This window comes from Streptomyces sp. NPDC051104 (assembly GCF_040682835.1).
Classification (GTDB): domain Bacteria; phylum Actinomycetota; class Actinomycetes; order Streptomycetales; family Streptomycetaceae; genus Streptomyces; species Streptomyces cynarae.
In genome coordinates this window covers 256,707-273,095 of sequence record NZ_JBFBBS010000006.1, presented here as the reverse complement: position 1 = coordinate 273,095, position 16,389 = coordinate 256,707, and the positions used below count along the sequence as shown (strand labels likewise).

Below are 16,389 nucleotides of genomic sequence, written 5' to 3'. Positions count from 1 at the left end.
CGGGGTGGCGCGGCCCGCGCCGTGGGGGACGGGGAAGTGCGGGCCGCGCCGGTTCGGGGGACGGCGACCGGCCGTCAGTACGCGCGGTAGCGGGTGCGGCGGCGCCACCACATCAGGGCGGTGCCGATCAGCAGGGCCCCCGCGACGCCACCGGCGGCGGACGTCGCGATCAGCGTGGTGTTCGCGCCGGCACCCGCCACCTGCAGTCCGTCACCCAGCTGGTTGCGCACGTTGTTGCCGGTGCCCTTCGCCAGTGGGCCGCGCGACCCGGACGTCGGCTGGGCGAGGTACGGGAAGGAGTGCCCGAACTTCTGGTCGTTCTCGTCGACACCGTCGCCCAGGTCGTTCTTGGAGCCGACCAGTTCGCCCTCCGCGACCTGCAGCGCCTCGTCGATCACGTCGTCGGTGAGCCGGCGCCCGTTCGGGAAGCCCGCGTTGTCGCCGTCCAGCACGCCCAGCCGCTTCGGGCCGGCGCTCGGCTTGATCGAGGTGTTGAGCCGCAGCTCCTCCGCCGGCCGCACGTGCGGCGGCTGGTTGAGGCCCTTCACGCCCTTCAGGAACACGTCCACGAGGTCGTTGCGCGGCTCCGACGGCGCCTTGATCTTGTAGATCGCCTCGATGAGCTTCGGCAGCTCCGGGTTCGTCACGTTCAGGAATTGGGCATCGTCGTACGGCGAGGACGCGTTGAACTTGTCCTTGTCCTTCTGCGGGTTGACCACTTCGTTGACAAGTGGGTTGCCCAGCCGAGAGACCTGCGACCAGTGCCCGCGCGCGTCCTTGCGCTGGACCGTCCCCCAGATGCCGACGACCGGCTGGTACGACGACTCGCGGATCAGGTCGTTCGGCACCTGCAAGGCCAGGGAGTTGACGTTGTAGCCCTTGAGGGTGTCGTTTCCGACCTCCGAGAGGTTCCCGCCGTACAGCAGGTCGAAGACCCTGAGGTCCGCGAAGAACGGGTCGTCGGCCTGCCCGGCGAAGGTCGTCGCCCCGCCCGCGAGCTTGTACACCGCCTCGTCGCGCAGCTTGCCGTAGTCCGGCATCGACGCCTTGCCGACGTTCGACGGGGCTACCGGCACGTTGTCCGCGATCCTCGTCTTCGCCACCAGCTTCTGCTTGTGCAGCTTGATGAGGTCGATGTCGTAGGTCTGAGTGACGTTCAGGTCGGGGTCCTCGAGGCTGTCGACCGGACCCGTGTTGTAGAGGAAGGTGTTCTTGTTCTTGACGTGCGTCTTGAACGTGTAGCGGAAGATCAGCTCGCTCTGCGCGTCACCGTTGTTGTCGACGTGGAGGTCGTACTGCGCGTCCTCCGCGAACGTGTAGAAGTTCGGACCGCCCGCCGGCTCCTCGAACGGGACGAAGTTCGCGATGATCGTCGTCGTGTCCGGCTTGTCCGGGCTGACGAACGCGTACAGGTCGGTGTTGTCGTACTGCGGCTGCCCCGAGATCAGCGGGGCCTCCCGGTGGGAGGAGGCGGAGGCCGCCCCCGGTTCCAGCGCGGTCACGCCGGCGGCCGCGAGCCCGCCCGCGGCCAGCGCACCACAGATGAGGGTCGCGATACCCCTACGACCCACGCCGCTCCTGGAGATAGGTGTCATGCCGTCCGTCCTCAGTGCCAACTTGCCTGACGCACAGGGATACGGAGCGACCGCCCGGACGGCTTGGTCGGATCCCAAAAAACTTTTCTTGCCTGCTCGACCCGCGTTTCGGCCCCGCTGATCCGTATCCCTTCCGAAGGGGAGTCAGCAGCGAACGCCCAGTGGAGCGAGCATGCCGTGCACGGCGTCGGTGAGGGGGGTACGAGTGGAGGCGGACGAACTTCTGGTGCTCGTGGCCGGAGGCGACCAGAAGGCCTTCGAGCAGCTGTACGGACTGGTGTCGGGGCCGGTGTTCGGCCTGGTCCGCCGCGTCCTGCGGGATCCGGCGCAGTCGGAGGAGGTGGCCCAGGAGGTGCTGCTCGAACTGTGGCGCTCCGCCACCAGGTTCGACCCCCGTCGCGGCAGCGCCCTGTCGTGGATCCTCACCCTCACCCACCGCCGCGCCGTCGACCGGGTGCGCAGCGCCCGCGCGGCCGGCGAACGCGAGCAGCGCGAGGCCCGGCGCGCGCACCACCCCGCCTTCGACCAGGTCGCCGAGGAGGTGGAGGCCGGCCTGGAACGCGAATGGGTGCGCCGCTGCCTGGACCGCCTCACCGCCCTGCAACGCCAGTCGGTCACGCTCGCCTACTACGACGGTTACACCTACCGTGAGGTGGCCGAGCGGCTCTCACTGCCGCTCGGCACGGTCAAGACGCGGATGCGTGACGGACTCACCCGGCTGCGCCAGTGCCTGGGAGGGGTCGCATGAGCATCCTCGGCCGACTGCTGCGCCGCGAGGACCTGCACTCCCTGGCCGCGCCCTATGCCCTGGACGCCCTCGAGCCCGCCGAACGCGTCCGCTTCGAGAGGCATCTGAAGGGCTGTGACCGCTGCGCCGCCGAGGTCCGGGACCTGTCCGAGGACGCGGTGCGGCTCGCCTGGTCGACCACGGCCCTGGCCCCGCCCGGCCTGCGGGACCGGGTCCTGACCGCCGTACGGAACACCCCGCAGGACCCCGTGCCCGCGCAGGGAGCGTCCCGCGCCCATGAACCGCACCTGCCACCGCACGTCTGGGGCACGGCGCCACCGCCGCCGCGCACCCGTGCGCCCCGGCTGCGCCCCCTGTTCGCCCCGCTGGCCACCGCCACGGCCGCGGCGGCCCTCGTCGTCGCCGCGCTCTTCGCCGTGCAGGCCACGCGGACGCAGGACCGACTCGACGCCGAGCGCGCCCAGGCACGTGAGATCGCCCACGTTCTGGCCGCCCCGGACGCCCGTGCGACCAGCGACCGGGATGCCAGGGGCCGAGGAATCGGAGTGATCGCCTCCGCATCCGAGGGGCGCGCCGTCGTCACCCTCCGCGGACTGGGCGCACCGCCCAGCGGCCGTGTGCACCAACTCTGGCTGATGCGCCCGGGCGTGCCACCACGCTCCCTCGGACTCTTCGACGGCGACACGCTCCTGGTCGCGAGCGGTCTGACCAAGTCGGCGACATCACTGGCCGTGACCGTCGAACCCGACGGAGGGTCACCTCAGCCCACCGGCCAGCCCGTTGTCCAACTCGCCCTGCACCCCATCGGTTTCGGAGGGTAGTCGTCAACGGTTCGTCAACGGCCTTATGGGGAAGGTGAATCCTGTGCCCGCGATACACGCGTGCCACGAGAGAGCGATAGGGTTACTCTGCCCGGGCCGGGTGGACTCGTACGGGTGGGGAGTGACATGGAACAGATAACAGTGCGCAGCAGGGCCAGGATCCCTGCGATCACCTGCGGGAGCAGCGCGACCAGTTCGCGCCTCGACCGCCATCTCTCGGTGCTGGCCGGCCCCGCCGTCCCGCAGCGCGAGGCGGCCGAGGCGACCTCGCTGATGCGTGAGCTCACCGCGCGTGACGCCGCGCACGGCCGTAGCGGCAGGGGCGGCCGCATGAGTGGTGTCTCGCTCTTCGCACCGCTGCGCCGGCTGCGTCGTTCGCTGTTCGGCGGGCGCTGAGCGTCACCCGCGTTCCCTTCAAGGCCCGCGCTCAGGCCGTCACACCGTCCCGGCGCAGCGCTGCGATCTCCTCGTCCGTCATCCCCACGGCACGCAGCAGCGCCTCGGTGTGCTCCCCGAGCGCGGGCACGTCCCCCATCAGCGCCTCCGCACCGCCCGGCAGCGTGATCGGCGGCAGCAGCGCCCGCAGCGGCCCCACCGGTGTCCCCACCTCCCGCCACCGCTCCCGGGCCGCCAGCTGAGGGTGCTCCGCCACCTCGTACAGGTCCCTCAGGCGCGCGCACGCGATGCCCGCGCCCTCCAGCCGGGCCATCGCCTCATCGGCGTCCAGAGCGCCCAGCGCCTTGCCGACGAGCATGTCCGTGCGGTCCCGGTGGGCGACCCGCGCCGCGTTCGTGGCGTGCGAGGGATCGTCCGCCAGCTCCGGCTGCCCGAGCACCTGTTCGGCGAGCCGCCGCCACTCCCGGTCGTTCTGCACGGACAGCAGCACGCGTCCGCCGTCCGCCGTCGGATAGGCGTCGTAGGGCGCGATGACCGCGTGCGCGAGGCCGGTACGCGCCGGGGGAGTGCCGTCGTGCATCGCGTGGTGCAGCGGATGCCCCATCCACTCCGCGAGCGCCTCCAGCATCGAGACCTCCACCGGCCCGCCGCGCCCGGTGGTGCCCCGCCGCACGAGCGCCGCGAGCACCCCCGAGAACGCGTACATGGCCGCCGCGATGTCGGCCGCCGGGATCCCCGCCTTGACCGGCTGCTCCGGCGTGCCGGTCACCGACACCAGTCCCGCCTCGCACTGCACGAGCATGTCGTAGGCCCGCTTGCCCGCGTACGGCCCCGACGCCCCGTATCCCGAGATGTCCACGGCGACCAGTCGTGGATGGGCGGCGCACAGTGTGGCCGCGTCCAGGCCGAGCCGGGCCGCGGCCCCGTGCGCGAGGTTCTGCACGAACACGTCCGCGTCCGCGATCAGCCGTCGTACGACGTCCAGTCCGCGCGGGTCCTTCAGGTCCAGCGCGATCGACTCCTTGCCGCGGTTGCACCACACGAAGTGGGAGGCGAGGCCGCGGGCGGCGGTGTCGTAGCCGCGCGCGAAGTCGCCGCCGTCGACCCGCTCGACCTTGATGACCCGGGCACCGAGATCGGCGAGCTGGCGGGTCGCAAAGGGGGCCGAGACGGCCTGTTCGACGGCGACGACGGTGATGCCCTCCAGGGGCAGCGGCAGACGGTCCATGGGCGGGATCATGACCCGCCGGCGGCGTCCTTGTCAGCAGGCGGTCACCGGGGCCGCGCGTACCGGCGGACGGCGAGCGGCGCGAACACCGCGATCAGCACCACGCACCAGGCGAGTGCTCCGGCGACGGGATGCGCCACCGGCCAGGCGGCGCCCCGGGGCACGGGCGCGTTCCCGAAGAGGTCCCGCAGGGCGGTGGTGACCGCGCTGATCGGGTTCCACTCGGCGAGGGTGCGCAGCCAGCCCGGCAGGTTGTCCGTGGGGATGTAGGCGTTGGACAGCAGCGGCAGGACGAAGGTCGCGCCGCCGAGCTGCCCGGCGGCCTCCTCGCTCCGGGTGAGCAGCCCGAGGAGGATCCCGATCCAGGTCGACGCGAACCGGAAGAGCAGCAGCAGTCCCACCGCACCCAGTGCCCCTGCCGCCGATCCCTCGACCCGCCAGCCCACGGCGAGCCCCACCAGCAGCAGGGGAACCGTCCCGGCGGCCGTGACGACGAGGTCGGCCACCGCCTGCGCGACCGGCACGGAGGCCCGGCTCACCGGCAGCGTCCGGAAGCGGTCCATCACGCCCCGGTGGGAGTCCTGGGCCGCCTGGAACATCCCGGTCATGACCCCGCCCGCGGCGGTCGCCACCAGCAGCCCCGGCACCAGGAAGCTCCGGTACTGCGCTCCGGGCATCGCCAGGGCGCTGCCGAAGACGTACCCGAAGAACAGCAGCATCGTGATCGGCATGGTCTGGCTGAGGATCGCGAGCCCGGGGTTGTTCCGCACCCGGCGCAGCTGCCGGCCCACCATCGCGGTGCCGTCGTACATCAGCGCGGTCATGCCACCAGCTCCTTGCCGGCCGTGAGACGGAGGAAGACGTCGTCGAGAGTCGGCGGGCGCAGACTCGCGTCGAGCAGCGGCACGCCCGCCGCGTCGAGTTCGCGCACGAGGCGCGGAAGGGTGAGGGTCAGGTCGGTGGTGACGGCGCCGACGGCGCCCCGGTCGTGGTCGAACGACGGCTCCGCGCCGGTGAGGTGGTCCAGGACGCCGGCGGCCTTCGTCAGGTCGTCCCGGTGGGCCACGACGACCTCGGCGTAGGAGCCGATGAGTGCCTTGAGGTGGGCGGGCGAGCCGGTGTGCGCGATCCGGCCCCGGTCCACCAGGGCGATGTCGTCGGCCAGGTGGTCGGCCTCCTCCAGATACTGCGTCGTCAGCAGCACGGTCGTGCCCTGCTCCTTCAGGGCGCGCACGGCCTCCCAGATGCGGTTGCGTCCGGCCGGGTCGAGACCGGTGGTGGGCTCGTCGAGGAACAGCACGTCGGGGCGGTGGACCAGGCTCGCGGCCAGGTCGAGACGGCGCCGCATACCACCCGAGTACGTGGACACGGGCCGGTCGGCTGCCTCGGTCAGGCCGAAGCGCTCCAGGAGCTCGCCGACCCGCTCGGCCGGTCCCCGCACCCGGTGCAGACGGGCGAAGAGCCGTAGGTTCTGACGTCCGGTGAGGTCGCCGTCCAGCGACGCGTACTGCCCGGTCACGGCGATCCGCCGGCGCACGGCGTCCGGCTCCCGCACCAGATCGTGGCCCGCGACCCGGGCCGACCCGGCGTCCGGGCGCAGCAGGGTGGTCAGCAGCCGGACGGCCGTGGTCTTGCCCGCGCCGTTGGGGCCGAGCAGCCCGCAGACCGTGCCCTGTGCCACCGCGAGATCCAGCCCACACACGGCCCGGACCTCACCGAAGCGTTTCTCCAGACCCTCACTAAGTACAGTGTACGTAGAAGTCATGGGTGGACCATAGCGCACTACGTACGCTGTACGTTCTAGGATGGTGGTCGAGGTGATGACCGATGGCGGGCCGAGCGGCCGAACCCGAAGTGATCTGGGCGCGTCCCGAGCGCACGGGCCGAGGGCCCAAGCCCGGGTACAGCCGGGCCGACATCGCGGCCGCCGCCGTGCGGATCGCGGACGCCGAGGGGCTGGACGCGGTCTCGATGCGGCGCGTCGCCGCGGAGCTGGGCTGCGGCACGATGTCGCTGTACAACTACGTCCCCCGCAAGGAGGACCTGTACGAGCTGATGATGGACGCCGTCAGCGGTGAGCACGAGCTGTGGGAGCCGTCGGGGGACTGGCGCGCGGACATGCTGAGGGTCGCCCACCAGACCCGTGCGCTGATGCACCGCCATCCCTGGCTGCCGAGCCTGATGTCCCCGGTGTACGGGTTCAGTCCGAACGCCCTGCGCCACCTGGAACACTGCCTGGCCTGCCTGGAGCCGGTCGCGGTGCCCTCCGGCACGAAGATGGAACTGATCGCGATGATCAACGCCGTGATGACCATGCATGCGGCGACCGAGCTGTCCACCGCGGAACGCACCCGGTCACTGCCGTGGTCGGCGGACCAGGAGCATGCGGTGCGGGCCGCCTATCTCGGGGGGCAGTTGGCGAGCGGCGCCTATCCGCGGATGGCGGCGGCCCTCGCCGAGTATTCCGGGGCCGTTGATCTGGAGGCCGCGTTCGAGCGGACGCTGGGGAGAGTTCTCGACGCCTTCGATCCGGCCAGGAGCTAGGGGCCTCTCGTTTGGATCATGCCAAGCTCGCGGGGCCGGCCTGATCCGAACGAAAGACCCTAGCCCCAGGGCCGCAGCACTGAAGCAGCACTAAATCAGCGTGAACTGCCCCTCCGGGCCCTCCTCGTGGTGGTCCAGCACGGAGGCCGGGCGGTGTGCCGCCTCCGATACCGGCAGCAGCCCCGCCTCGCGCAGTTCGGTGGCCGTGATGGGCGTCGTGACGCTCAGCTGCGCCTGCCGCGGCCGTACTTCCGCCAGCAGGGCCAGGATCGTGATCAGTTCCAGCAGCTCCGACGTCCAGTTCTGCGGCCAGGTCGCCGGGCGGATCGCCGTCAGCGCGCCCGGCTCTCCCCCCGCCGTACGGGCCGCGAACCACTGTTCCAGCACCCGGACACCGGCCACCTCGAAGTCCCAGGCCTCCGGTGGTACCGGGGCGATGCGGCCCTCGTCGAGGTGCAGGGTCCCCTCGTCACGGTCGTAGTTGAGGGTCAGGGGCCGGGAGGGGAGCGGGGCGCGGACGTAGGGGCGGCGCCCGCCCGGGAGCTTGGGGCGGGCGCCGTCGCGGCGCATCAGCCACAGCATGCGGCGGCCCAGCTCGACGCCCCGGGTCCACAGATCGGGGTCCGCGGTGAGGGGGACGGTGAGACCGGGGCGCACCGTCGCGACGATCCAGGCCAGGACGTCCACGGGAGCGGGGGAGTGGCCGAGGCGGGACGTGAGGTGCTCCAGGAGGCCGGGGGCGAGGTTGGGTTCCCCGGCGCCGGGGCGGCGGTACAGCGGGCGGATGCGGCCGGGGCGGACCAGCGGCAGGAGCGACGTCGCGAGCAGGAGGGGGCCGCCCGCGTCCGTGGCCGTCTCCACGGCGAAGATCTGGTGCTCGTCCGCCACCCGCCACAGCTCCGGCCGCGCGGTGTCGATCAGGCGGTGGTCGGGGATCAGCCACTGCTCGTCGAAGGGGGCCAGCAGGACGCGTATCGGCTCCGAACAGGGTCCCGACGCGCGCGACAGCTTCTCCGTGCCGCTCGTCTGGCCGGGCAGCCGGCCGACCGCCGAGTGCAGGGTGCGCGAGCGCGTCGGCTCGAACAAAGCCTCCCGGTCGGGGCCGTCGGCCTTCATGAGGGCGTCCCAGCGGGCCTTGAGGGACGCCGCGTCGGGCGCCGAGGGCCAGGCACGGCCCGGCCGCAGGGGTGCGACGGACCACGGCATGAGGTCCGCGAGGAGCGGAGCGTCGTCGTGCGTCACGCTGGGCATCGTACGACGTGGTCAGGTGGCCTCGAGGGTGACCGTGAAGGAGAAACGGTCCCCCCGGTAGTGGATGACGGCCACGTCCAGCGCGCGCCCGTCGGCGTCGTAGGTCACCCCCGTGTAGTGCAGGATCGGGCTGAGCAGCGGGACTTGGAGGAGCTGGGCCGTCTCCGGGTCGGCGAGCCGGGCCTCCACGGTGTCCGTGATGCGGCTGATGTCCGCGCCCACGACGTCCCGCAGCACCTTGGTCATCGGCCAGCGCACCAGGTCGTCCAGGTCGATGCGCTCGGCCAGTTCGGGGCGTACGTAGTTGCGGGCGTGGTTGGTCGGCTCACCCGTCTTCTCGTCGCTGCGCAGCCGGTGGTACGTCGCCACCTCGACCAGATCCGGGAAGTGCTCGGCGAGTTCGCCCGGCACCGGGCGCCCGCCGTGGTCGAGCAGTTCCGTCGTCATGCCGGACTGCTGGGCGACGATCGCGTCCACCGAGCCCAGCAGCCGCACCGGGGCGCCCCTTTGCGCGCTGGGCTCGATGAACGTGCCGCGCCGGCGGTGGCGCGTGATCAGGCCCTCGTCCTCCAGCTCCTTCAGCGCCTGCCGCATGGTCAGCACGCTGACCCCGTAGTGCCCCGCCAACTGCTCCTCGGTGGGCAGGCGCAGCGGATCCCCGGGCGCGCGGCCGAGTATCGAGGCACGCAGCGACTGCGACACCTGGTACCAGAGCGGCAGCTTGCGGTTCAGGACGATCGAGTCGGGGGCGAAGGAGGTCACGGGCCATCCGTACCGGTAGGGAGTCCTCAGTGCAAGGGCGAGCGGAAGTGGCGTTCGAGGCCCTGCCACACGTCGTCGTACCCGCGTTGCAGGTGATCCGCCCGGGCGGCCTGCGGGGTGAGGGTCACCGGCCAGCGCGTCTCGAACATGAACGCCAGCCCGTCGTCGATCTTCTGCGGCTCGAGCTCCGCCGCGCTCGCCCTCTCGAACGTCTCGCGGTCCGGGCCGTGCGCCGACATCATGTTGTGCAGCGAGCCGCCGCCCGGCACGAAGCCCTCCGCCTTCGCGTCGTAGGCACCCTCGATCAGGCCCATGTACTCGCTCATCACGTTCCGGTGGAAGTACGGCGGCCGGAACGTGTCCTCACCCACCAGCCAGCGCGGCGCGAAGACCACGAAGTCGACGCCCGCCAGACCGGGGGTGTCGGACGGGGACGTGAGCACCGTGAAGATGGACGGGTCCGGATGGTCGTACGAGATGGTCCCGAGCACATTGAAACGGCGCAGGTCGTAGATGTACGGCACATGGTTGCCGTGCCAGGCGACGACGTCGAGCGGTGAGTGGTCGTAGGTGGCCGTCCAGAGGTTGCCGCAGAACTTGTTCACCACCTCCACCGGACCGTCGACGTCCTCGTACGCGGCGACGGGCGCCCGGAAGTCCCGGGCGTTCGCGAGGCCGTTGGCGCCGATCGGGCCGAGGTCGGGGAGGCGGAAGGGTGCGCCGTAGTTCTCGCACACATAGCCGCGCGCCGACTCATCGAGCAGCTCCACACGGAAACGCACCCCGCGCGGGATCAGCGCCACATGGCCGGGCTCCCCGTGCAACATCCCGAACTCGGTGTGCAGCAGCAGCCCGCCGCGCTCCGGAACGATCAGGAGTTCGCCGTCCGCGTCGCTGAAGACCCGCTCCATGGAGGCGTTGGCGTGGTACAGGTGCACGGCCATGCCGGTGCGCTGGGTGGCGTCGCCGTTGCCGCCGAGGGTCCACAGGCCCGCGAGGAAGTCGGTCCCCGCCGCGGGCTCCGGCAGCGGGTTCCAGCGCAGCCGGTTGGGGTCGGGCACCGACTGGGTGAACGGGGCCGTGCGGATCGTGCCGTTGTCCGTGCGGGTGAACGCCGGGTGCGCCGCCGAGGGGCGGATCCGGTACAACCACGAGCGGCGGTTGTGCGCCCTCGGCTCGGTGAACGCCGTACCGCTCAACTGCTCCGCGTACAGCCCGAGCGGGGCGCGCTGCGGCGCGTTGCGGCCCTCGGGCAGGGCGCCCGGGACCGCCTCCGAGCTGTGCTCGTTGCCGAACCCGGAGAGATAGGACAGCCCCTCCGCGATCTTCCTCGCGTCCCCGCTCATCACCGCTCCCTCGTCGCTGATTCCTATGCATCACCGTAGGATTCGGTGGGCGGGTGCGCAAGGGGGGGAAGGGGTGGAGCGGAGGTGGAGAAGCGGGTGGAGGTCGAGTGCAACTGGCGGGGGACACGAGAACCCGACTTCAGAAGGATCCGGCCGTCCGTGAGGGCGCAATACGCTCTCCGGCATGTCGTGGACGCGCGGACTGCTCGTCGCGCTCGCGGTGGGTGCCCTGTTCGGCGGCTCGGCGGGCTGCGCCTCCAGCGAGGCGCATGAGCGGAAGGGCGAGGTGTCGGCCTCGCCCGTGGGCAAGGTACTGGACGACACGGACGAGGAAGGGCGGCACTACCGTGAGATCGGCAAGAAGGACGCCCCTCAGGTGGCGATCGAGGTGCAGCCGGCCTCGGGTGGCGCCTGGGACGTGCGGCTGACGGTCCGCCACTTCCGCTTCTCCCCTCCCGGTGTGCGCCCGGTGGCCGTGGCGGGCCGCGGCACGGCCCGGCTCTACCTGGACGGCCACGCCCTCACCCGGCTGCGCACCCCCGACTACCGCCTGCCCAGTCGGCTGGTCCCGCGCGGCACACATCACGTCACGGCCCGGTTGTACGCGGACGACCAGACGGTCTGGGCGGTGGACGGCAAGCCGGTGGGGAGCACGGCGGACATCACGGCGTCCGGGACGGAGGAGACCCCGAACGCGGTCTCCGGGACGGAGGAGACGCCGAACCCGGCGTCCGGCGCGGAGGAGACGCCGAACCCGGCGTCCGGCGCGGAGGAGACGCCGAACCCGGCGTCCGGCGCGGAGGAGACGCCGAGCCCCGCGAGCGCGGGATGAACTCGGCGCACGCCCGATGAGTGCAGAGGCCACCGATTCCCGTACAGAGAAGTGAGGTTCACCTGCACCCGGCGGAAAGGCATGATGAAGCCCGTGCCCCAAGCGACATCGCTGCGCCGCGCGCCCGTCCAGCGCCGTAGCGCCGAACGACTGACCAGAATCCTCGACGCCTGCGCCGACCTGCTCGACGAGGTCGGTTACGACGCCCTCAGCACCCGGGCCGTGGCCCAGCGCGCGGGCGTCCCCATAGGCTCCGTCTACCGCTTCTTCGGCAACAAGCGGGCCATGGTCGACGCCCTGGCCGAACGCAACCTGGAGCGCTACACCGAGCGCGTCACCCACCGCCTGGCCGAGGCGCAGGGCGAGGGCGGCTGGCGCACCGCCCTGGACGCCATGCTCGACGAGTACCTGGACATGAAGCGCACGGCACCCGGGTTCTCCCTCGTCGACTTCGGCAACCAGATCCCGGTCGGCGCCCGCGACGCCGAACCGAACCACCGCGTCGCCGACCGCCTGACCGAACTGCTGTCGGCATACCTCGGCCGAGAACCGGACGAGGCCCTGCGCCGCACGCTGCTGATCGCCGTGGAAACCGCGGACACCCTGGTCCACCTGGCCTTCAGGGTGTCCCCGGAGGGAGACGAGAAGATCATCGCGGAGGTGCGGGAGCTGCTGCGGGCGTATCTGGCCAGGGCGCTCGACTAGCTAGTGCCGCGGCAGGCAACGTTCGCCCGTCAAGGAGCGGCGTCCGGTGCGTGCTCTGGGGGTACCCCCTGCTCGAAGAGCTTGGGGGAGTGCCGGCCGGAAGTCCTCGTACTGGACGTACTTGGGCTTTCGGCCGGTGCGGCGAGTGGGGGTCCCCCCTGCTCGAAGAGCTTGGGGGAGTGCCGGGCGTCGCGACGGGGCGAACGTTGCCTGTTGCGGCACTAGGACCGTGGTGCGCTGTGGCGGGCGTCACCGTGCGGTCCTGGGGCTCCCCAGCGTGCATACCGGTCGGTATGCTCGCCCCGTTCGTGCGTCATCGCCGTCGCCGTCCCACCGGGAGGACCCGTGTCCCGCACCGCCCTGCGTATCTGCCCCCTCTGCGAGGCCACCTGCGGGCTGACGCTCACCATCGAGGACACCCGGGTCACCGGCGCGCGCGGCGACCGGGAGGACGTGTTCAGCAAGGGGTTCATCTGCCCGAAGGGCGCCTCGTTCGGGGCCGCCGACTCGGACCCGGACCGGCTGCGCGGGCCCCTCGTGCGCCGGGACGGGGAGTTGCGCGAGGCCACCTGGGAGGAGGCGTTCGACGCCGTCGCCGCCGGGCTGCGACCGGTCGTCGAGCAGTACGGGCCGCACGCCGTCGGCGTCGTCCTGGGCAACCCCAACGTGCACACGATGGCCGGTGGCCTCTACCCGCCCGTCCTGCTCGCCGGTCTCGGCACCCACAGCGTCTTCACCGCCTCCACGCTGGACCAGATGCCCAAGCACGTCTCCAGCGGGCTGCTCTACGGGGACGCGGGCGCCATCCCCGTGCCCGACCTCGACCGCACGGACCACCTGCTGCTGATCGGCGCCAACCCCCTCGAATCCAACGGCAGTCTGTGCACCGCCCCCGACTTCCCCGGTCGGCTCAAGGCCCTCAAGGCCCGAGGCGGCACCCTCACCGTGATCGACCCGCGCCGCACCCGCACCGCCCGGCTCGCCGACCGGCACGTTCCGATCCGCCCTGGCACCGACGCGCTGCTGCTCGCGGCGATGGCACACGTCCTGTTCGAGGAAGAGCTCGTCGACCTCAAGGACCTCGCCCCGCATGTCCAGGGAGTCGACGAACTCGCCGCGTGCATACGGGACTTCACGCCCGAGGCCGCCGCGGCGGCGTGCGGCGTCGACGCCGGCACCATCCGCACCCTCGCCCGGGAGCTCGCCGCCGCCCCCACCGCCGCCGTCTACGGCCGCATCGGCAGCTGCACCGTCCCGCACGGCACCCTCGCCAGCTGGCTCGTCGACGTCCTCAACGTCCTCACCGGCAACCTCGACCGGCCCGGCGGCGCCCTCTTCCCGCTGTCGGCCACCGACAAGCCGCCCCGGCCCGCCGGACCCGGACGCGGCTTCGTACTCGGCCGCTGGCACTCGCGGGTGCGCCGGCACCCCGAGGCCAAGGGCGAGCTGCCGATCTCCGCGCTCGCCGAGGAGATCGACACCGCCACCGACGAGGGCAGCCCGATCCGCGCCGTCATGGCGATCGCCGCCAACCCCGTGCTCTCCGCCCCGGACGGCGACCGCCTCGACAAGGCGCTCGGCTCGCTCGACTTCATGGTCAGCGTCGACCCGTATCTGAACGAGACCTCGCGCCACGCGCACGTCGTGCTGCCGCCGCCCCCGCCCTCCCAGGCACCGCACTTCGACTTCGCCTTCAACACCCTCGCCGTGCGCAACCAGGTCCGCTACACCCGCGCCGCCGTTCCGCTGGAGCCCGGACGTATGGCCGAGACCGAGATCCTGGCCCGACTCGTGCTCGCCGCGACCGATTGGGGTCTCCCCTGCTCGAGCGAAGCCGAGAGCTCGGGGAAGCAGGGCGCCGACCCGTCCGCCGTCGACGACCTCATCATCGCCCAGACCCTCGGCAAGGCCGTCACCGAGGCCCACTCGCCCGTCCACGGCCGGGACCCGAAGGAGCTCGCCGCGCAGCTCAGCGGCGACAACGGCCCCGAACGGCGGCTGGACATGATGCTGCGCCTCGGCCCGTACGGCGACGGGTTCGGCGCCCGACCCGACGGGCTCACCCTCGATAAGCTGCTCGCCCACCCGCACGGCATCGACCTCGGCCCCCTCGAACCCCGGCTGCCGCAGCCTTTGAAGACCGTCAGCGGCAAGGTCGAGCTGCTGCCGCGGCCCATCGTGGACGACCTGCCGCGCCTGAAGCAGGCGCTGAGTGAGCGCGCCGACGAGCTCGTGCTCGTGGGGCGGCGTCATCTGCGGTCCAACAATAGCTGGCTGCACAACGTGCCTGCCCTGACCGGCGGCTCCAACCGCTGCACCCTGCACATCCACCCCGAGGACGCCGAGCGGCTCGGACTCCTGGACGGCGCTCCCGTACGGGTCAAGGGCGCCGGGGGAGCGGTCACCGCACCCGTCGAGATCACCGACGGCATCCGGCCCGGTGTCGTCAGCCTTCCGCACGGCTGGGGCCACGACCGGCCTGGCACCCGGATGAGCCACGCCGCCCTCGACCCCGGCGTCAACGTCAACCAGCTCCTCGACGGCAGTCTGCTCGACCCGCTGTCGGGCAACGCGGTGCTCAACGGCGTGCCCGTCGAGCTCTCGCCGCTCCCCGCACCACGCTGACCTGGAATTTTGCGCTTATTGCTCGCACGTCAACTACTTGTTAACCGTTCTTTACCCGACCTAACGTCAACGCACCCCCGGCCCCCGTGGGGGTGTTCAAGGGCGAACGTTAGGTATCCACTCATGCTGACCATCCTCGGCTTCGCCATGATCGCGACCTTCCTGGTCCTGATCATGGTGAAGAAGATGTCGCCGATCGCGGCGCTCGTGCTGATCCCCGCGCTGTTCTGCGTGTTCGTCGGTAAGGGCGCCAAGCTCGGTGACTACGTCATCGACGGCGTCACCGGCCTCGCCCCCACCGCGGCGATGCTGATGTTCGCGATCGTCTACTTCGGTGTGATGATCGACGTCGGTCTCTTCGACCCGATCGTGCGGGGCATCCTGCGCTTCTGCAAGGCCGACCCGCTCCGCATCGTCGTCGGCACGGCGGTCCTCGCCGCGATCGTCTCCCTCGACGGCGACGGCTCGACCACCTTCATGATCACGGTCTCGGCGATGTACCCGCTGTACAAGCGCCTGAAGATGAGCCTGGTCGTGATGACCGGTGTCGCCGCGATGGCCAACGGCGTGATGAACACCCTGCCGTGGGGCGGTCCCACCGCCCGCGCCGCGACCGCGCTGAAGCTGGACGCCAGCGACATCTTCGTGCCGATGATCCCCGCCCTCGCCGTCGGCCTGCTGGGCGTCTTCGCCCTCGCGTACGTCCTCGGTCGCCGTGAGCGCAAGCGGCTCGGCACGCTGACGCTGGACGAGGTCCTCGAACCGCAGGAGGCCGAGACGGTGCTCGTCGGGGCGGGTGGCTCCGGCGGCGGTACCGGCAAGGGACGCACGGCCACCGGCGCCTCCGGCTCCGGCACGGACGCCGACGCTCCCGAGTCCGCCGCCGAGGACGGCTTCCAGGGCCTCGACCCGAACCGACCCACCCTGCGCCCCAAGCTGTACTGGTTCAACGCGCTGCTCACGGTCGCCCTGCTCACTGCCATGATCATGGAGTGGCTGCCGATCCCGGTCCTGTTCCTGCTCGGCGCCGCGCTCGCGCTCACCGTCAACTTCCCGCACATGCCCGACCAGAAGGCCCGCCTCGCCGCGCATGCCGAGAACGTCCTCAACGTCTCCGGCATGGTCTTCGCCGCCGCCGTCTTCACCGGCGTCCTGCAGGGCACCGGCATGGTCGAGCACATGGCCAAGTGGCTGGTGAACAACGTCCCGGACGGCATGGGCCCGCACATGGCCCTGGTCACCGGCGTGCTGAGCATCCCGCTCACGTACTTCATGTCCAACGACGGCTTCTACTTCGGCATCCTGCCGGTGCTCGCCGAGGCGGGCCAGGCGCACGGTGTCTCCAGCCTGGAGATCGCCCGCGCGTCGCTGATCGGCCAGCCGCTGCACATGTCCAGCCCGCTGGTGCCCGCCGTCTACGTCCTCGTCGGCATGGCCAAGGTGGAGTTCGGCGACCACACGCGGTTCGTGGTCAAGTGGGCCGCGCTGACATCGCTGGTGGTCCTCGGGGCGGGAATCCTGTTCGGCATCATCTGA

At 71.5% G+C, this 16,389-nt stretch carries 15 protein-coding genes; 8 read left to right on the top strand and 7 right to left on the bottom strand.

The window, feature by feature from the left end; translation table 11 throughout:
- Positions 1-74: 74 nt before the first annotated feature.
- Positions 75-1,595, bottom strand: coding sequence for a DUF4331 domain-containing protein (locus AB0N14_RS12525; RefSeq protein WP_366025616.1), 1,521 nt, complete (start codon positions 1,593-1,595; stop codon positions 75-77).
- Between the two features lie 205 nt (positions 1,596-1,800).
- Here AB0N14_RS12525 and AB0N14_RS12520 point away from each other — a divergent pair, with 205 nt between their 5' ends.
- The 3 genes from AB0N14_RS12520 to AB0N14_RS12510 all read left to right on the top strand — a co-directional run bounded on the left by AB0N14_RS12520 (position 1,801) and on the right by AB0N14_RS12510 (position 3,560).
- Positions 1,801-2,343: a sigma-70 family RNA polymerase sigma factor gene (locus AB0N14_RS12520; protein WP_366025660.1), complete on the top strand. Its 543-nt coding sequence runs from the start codon at positions 1,801-1,803 to the stop codon at positions 2,341-2,343.
- Complete coding sequence (locus tag AB0N14_RS12515) at positions 2,340-3,164, top strand: anti-sigma factor (protein WP_366025615.1); 825 nt, start codon at positions 2,340-2,342, stop codon at positions 3,162-3,164. The genes AB0N14_RS12520 and AB0N14_RS12515 overlap by 4 nt, the downstream gene beginning before the upstream one ends.
- Positions 3,165-3,290: 126 nt before the next feature.
- A complete protein-coding gene (locus AB0N14_RS12510) occupies positions 3,291-3,560 on the top strand; it encodes a hypothetical protein (RefSeq protein ID WP_103845391.1) in 270 nt (89 codons plus the stop codon).
- Between the two features lie 31 nt (positions 3,561-3,591).
- On the opposite strand, the gene AB0N14_RS12505 is transcribed toward AB0N14_RS12510, so the two are convergent.
- Genes AB0N14_RS12505 through AB0N14_RS12495 form a run of 3 tightly spaced genes read right to left on the bottom strand, consistent with a single transcriptional unit; the run spans position 3,592 to position 6,553 of the window.
- Positions 3,592-4,788: a CaiB/BaiF CoA-transferase family protein gene (locus tag AB0N14_RS12505; RefSeq protein ID WP_366025614.1), complete on the bottom strand. Its 1,197-nt coding sequence runs from the start codon at positions 4,786-4,788 to the stop codon at positions 3,592-3,594.
- Positions 4,789-4,832: 44 nt separating this feature from the next.
- Positions 4,833-5,612 carry an ABC transporter permease gene (locus tag AB0N14_RS12500; protein ID WP_366025613.1) on the bottom strand — a complete coding sequence of 260 codons (780 nt, stop codon included), beginning with the start codon at positions 5,610-5,612 and terminating at the stop codon, positions 4,833-4,835.
- Positions 5,609-6,553, bottom strand: coding sequence for an ATP-binding cassette domain-containing protein (locus AB0N14_RS12495; protein ID WP_366025612.1), 945 nt, complete (start codon positions 6,551-6,553; stop codon positions 5,609-5,611). The genes AB0N14_RS12500 and AB0N14_RS12495 overlap by 4 nt, the downstream gene beginning before the upstream one ends.
- 62 nt (positions 6,554-6,615) lie before the next feature.
- Here AB0N14_RS12495 and AB0N14_RS12490 point away from each other — a divergent pair, with 62 nt between their 5' ends.
- A complete protein-coding gene (locus AB0N14_RS12490) occupies positions 6,616-7,332 on the top strand; it encodes a TetR/AcrR family transcriptional regulator C-terminal domain-containing protein (protein WP_366025611.1) in 717 nt (238 codons plus the stop codon).
- Positions 7,333-7,422: 90 nt separating this feature from the next.
- On the opposite strand, the gene AB0N14_RS12485 is transcribed toward AB0N14_RS12490, so the two are convergent.
- Genes AB0N14_RS12485 through hmgA form a run of 3 tightly spaced genes read right to left on the bottom strand, consistent with a single transcriptional unit; the run spans position 7,423 to position 10,691 of the window.
- Positions 7,423-8,583 (bottom strand): type ISP restriction/modification enzyme, encoded by a 1,161-nt coding sequence (locus AB0N14_RS12485; RefSeq protein WP_366025610.1) that lies wholly within the window; start codon positions 8,581-8,583, stop codon positions 7,423-7,425.
- A 12-nt stretch (positions 8,584-8,595) separates the two neighbouring features.
- Positions 8,596-9,345, bottom strand: coding sequence for a GntR family transcriptional regulator (locus AB0N14_RS12480; RefSeq protein WP_366025609.1), 750 nt, complete (start codon positions 9,343-9,345; stop codon positions 8,596-8,598).
- A 26-nt stretch (positions 9,346-9,371) separates the two neighbouring features.
- A complete protein-coding gene (gene hmgA / locus AB0N14_RS12475; protein WP_366025608.1) occupies positions 9,372-10,691 on the bottom strand; it encodes a homogentisate 1,2-dioxygenase in 1,320 nt (439 codons plus the stop codon).
- Positions 10,692-10,875: 184 nt separating this feature from the next.
- Between hmgA and AB0N14_RS12470 the strand changes: the two genes are divergently transcribed.
- From AB0N14_RS12470 to AB0N14_RS12455, 4 genes are all read left to right on the top strand, one after another.
- Complete coding sequence (locus AB0N14_RS12470) at positions 10,876-11,523, top strand: nuclear transport factor 2 family protein (protein ID WP_366025607.1); 648 nt, start codon at positions 10,876-10,878, stop codon at positions 11,521-11,523.
- Between the two features lie 84 nt (positions 11,524-11,607).
- A complete protein-coding gene (locus AB0N14_RS12465; protein WP_366025659.1) occupies positions 11,608-12,228 on the top strand; it encodes a TetR/AcrR family transcriptional regulator in 621 nt (206 codons plus the stop codon).
- A gap of 345 nt (positions 12,229-12,573) precedes the next feature.
- Positions 12,574-14,853 carry a molybdopterin oxidoreductase family protein gene (locus tag AB0N14_RS12460; RefSeq protein ID WP_366025606.1) on the top strand — a complete coding sequence of 760 codons (2,280 nt, stop codon included), beginning with the start codon at positions 12,574-12,576 and terminating at the stop codon, positions 14,851-14,853.
- A gap of 123 nt (positions 14,854-14,976) precedes the next feature.
- Positions 14,977-16,389, top strand: a complete 1,413-nt coding sequence (locus tag AB0N14_RS12455; RefSeq protein WP_366025605.1) for a citrate:proton symporter — start codon at positions 14,977-14,979, stop codon at positions 16,387-16,389.

Coding starts and splice junctions, on each gene's coding strand:
- AB0N14_RS12525 (WP_366025616.1), bottom strand. CDS start 1,595: ATGACACCTATCTCCAGGAGCGGCGTGGGTCGTAGGGGTATCGCGACC.
- AB0N14_RS12515 (WP_366025615.1), top strand. CDS start 2,340: ATGAGCATCCTCGGCCGACTGCTGCGCCGCGAGGACCTGCACTCCCTG.
- AB0N14_RS12510 (WP_103845391.1), top strand. CDS start 3,291: ATGGAACAGATAACAGTGCGCAGCAGGGCCAGGATCCCTGCGATCACC.
- AB0N14_RS12505 (WP_366025614.1), bottom strand. CDS start 4,788: ATGGACCGTCTGCCGCTGCCCCTGGAGGGCATCACCGTCGTCGCCGTC.
- AB0N14_RS12500 (WP_366025613.1), bottom strand. CDS start 5,612: ATGACCGCGCTGATGTACGACGGCACCGCGATGGTGGGCCGGCAGCTG.
- AB0N14_RS12495 (WP_366025612.1), bottom strand. CDS start 6,553: ATGACTTCTACGTACACTGTACTTAGTGAGGGTCTGGAGAAACGCTTC.
- AB0N14_RS12490 (WP_366025611.1), top strand. CDS start 6,616: ATGGCGGGCCGAGCGGCCGAACCCGAAGTGATCTGGGCGCGTCCCGAG.
- AB0N14_RS12485 (WP_366025610.1), bottom strand. CDS start 8,583: ATGCCCAGCGTGACGCACGACGACGCTCCGCTCCTCGCGGACCTCATG.
- hmgA (WP_366025608.1), bottom strand. CDS start 10,691: ATGAGCGGGGACGCGAGGAAGATCGCGGAGGGGCTGTCCTATCTCTCC.
- AB0N14_RS12470 (WP_366025607.1), top strand. CDS start 10,876: ATGTCGTGGACGCGCGGACTGCTCGTCGCGCTCGCGGTGGGTGCCCTG.
- AB0N14_RS12465 (WP_366025659.1), top strand. CDS start 11,608: ATGAAGCCCGTGCCCCAAGCGACATCGCTGCGCCGCGCGCCCGTCCAG.
- AB0N14_RS12455 (WP_366025605.1), top strand. CDS start 14,977: ATGCTGACCATCCTCGGCTTCGCCATGATCGCGACCTTCCTGGTCCTG.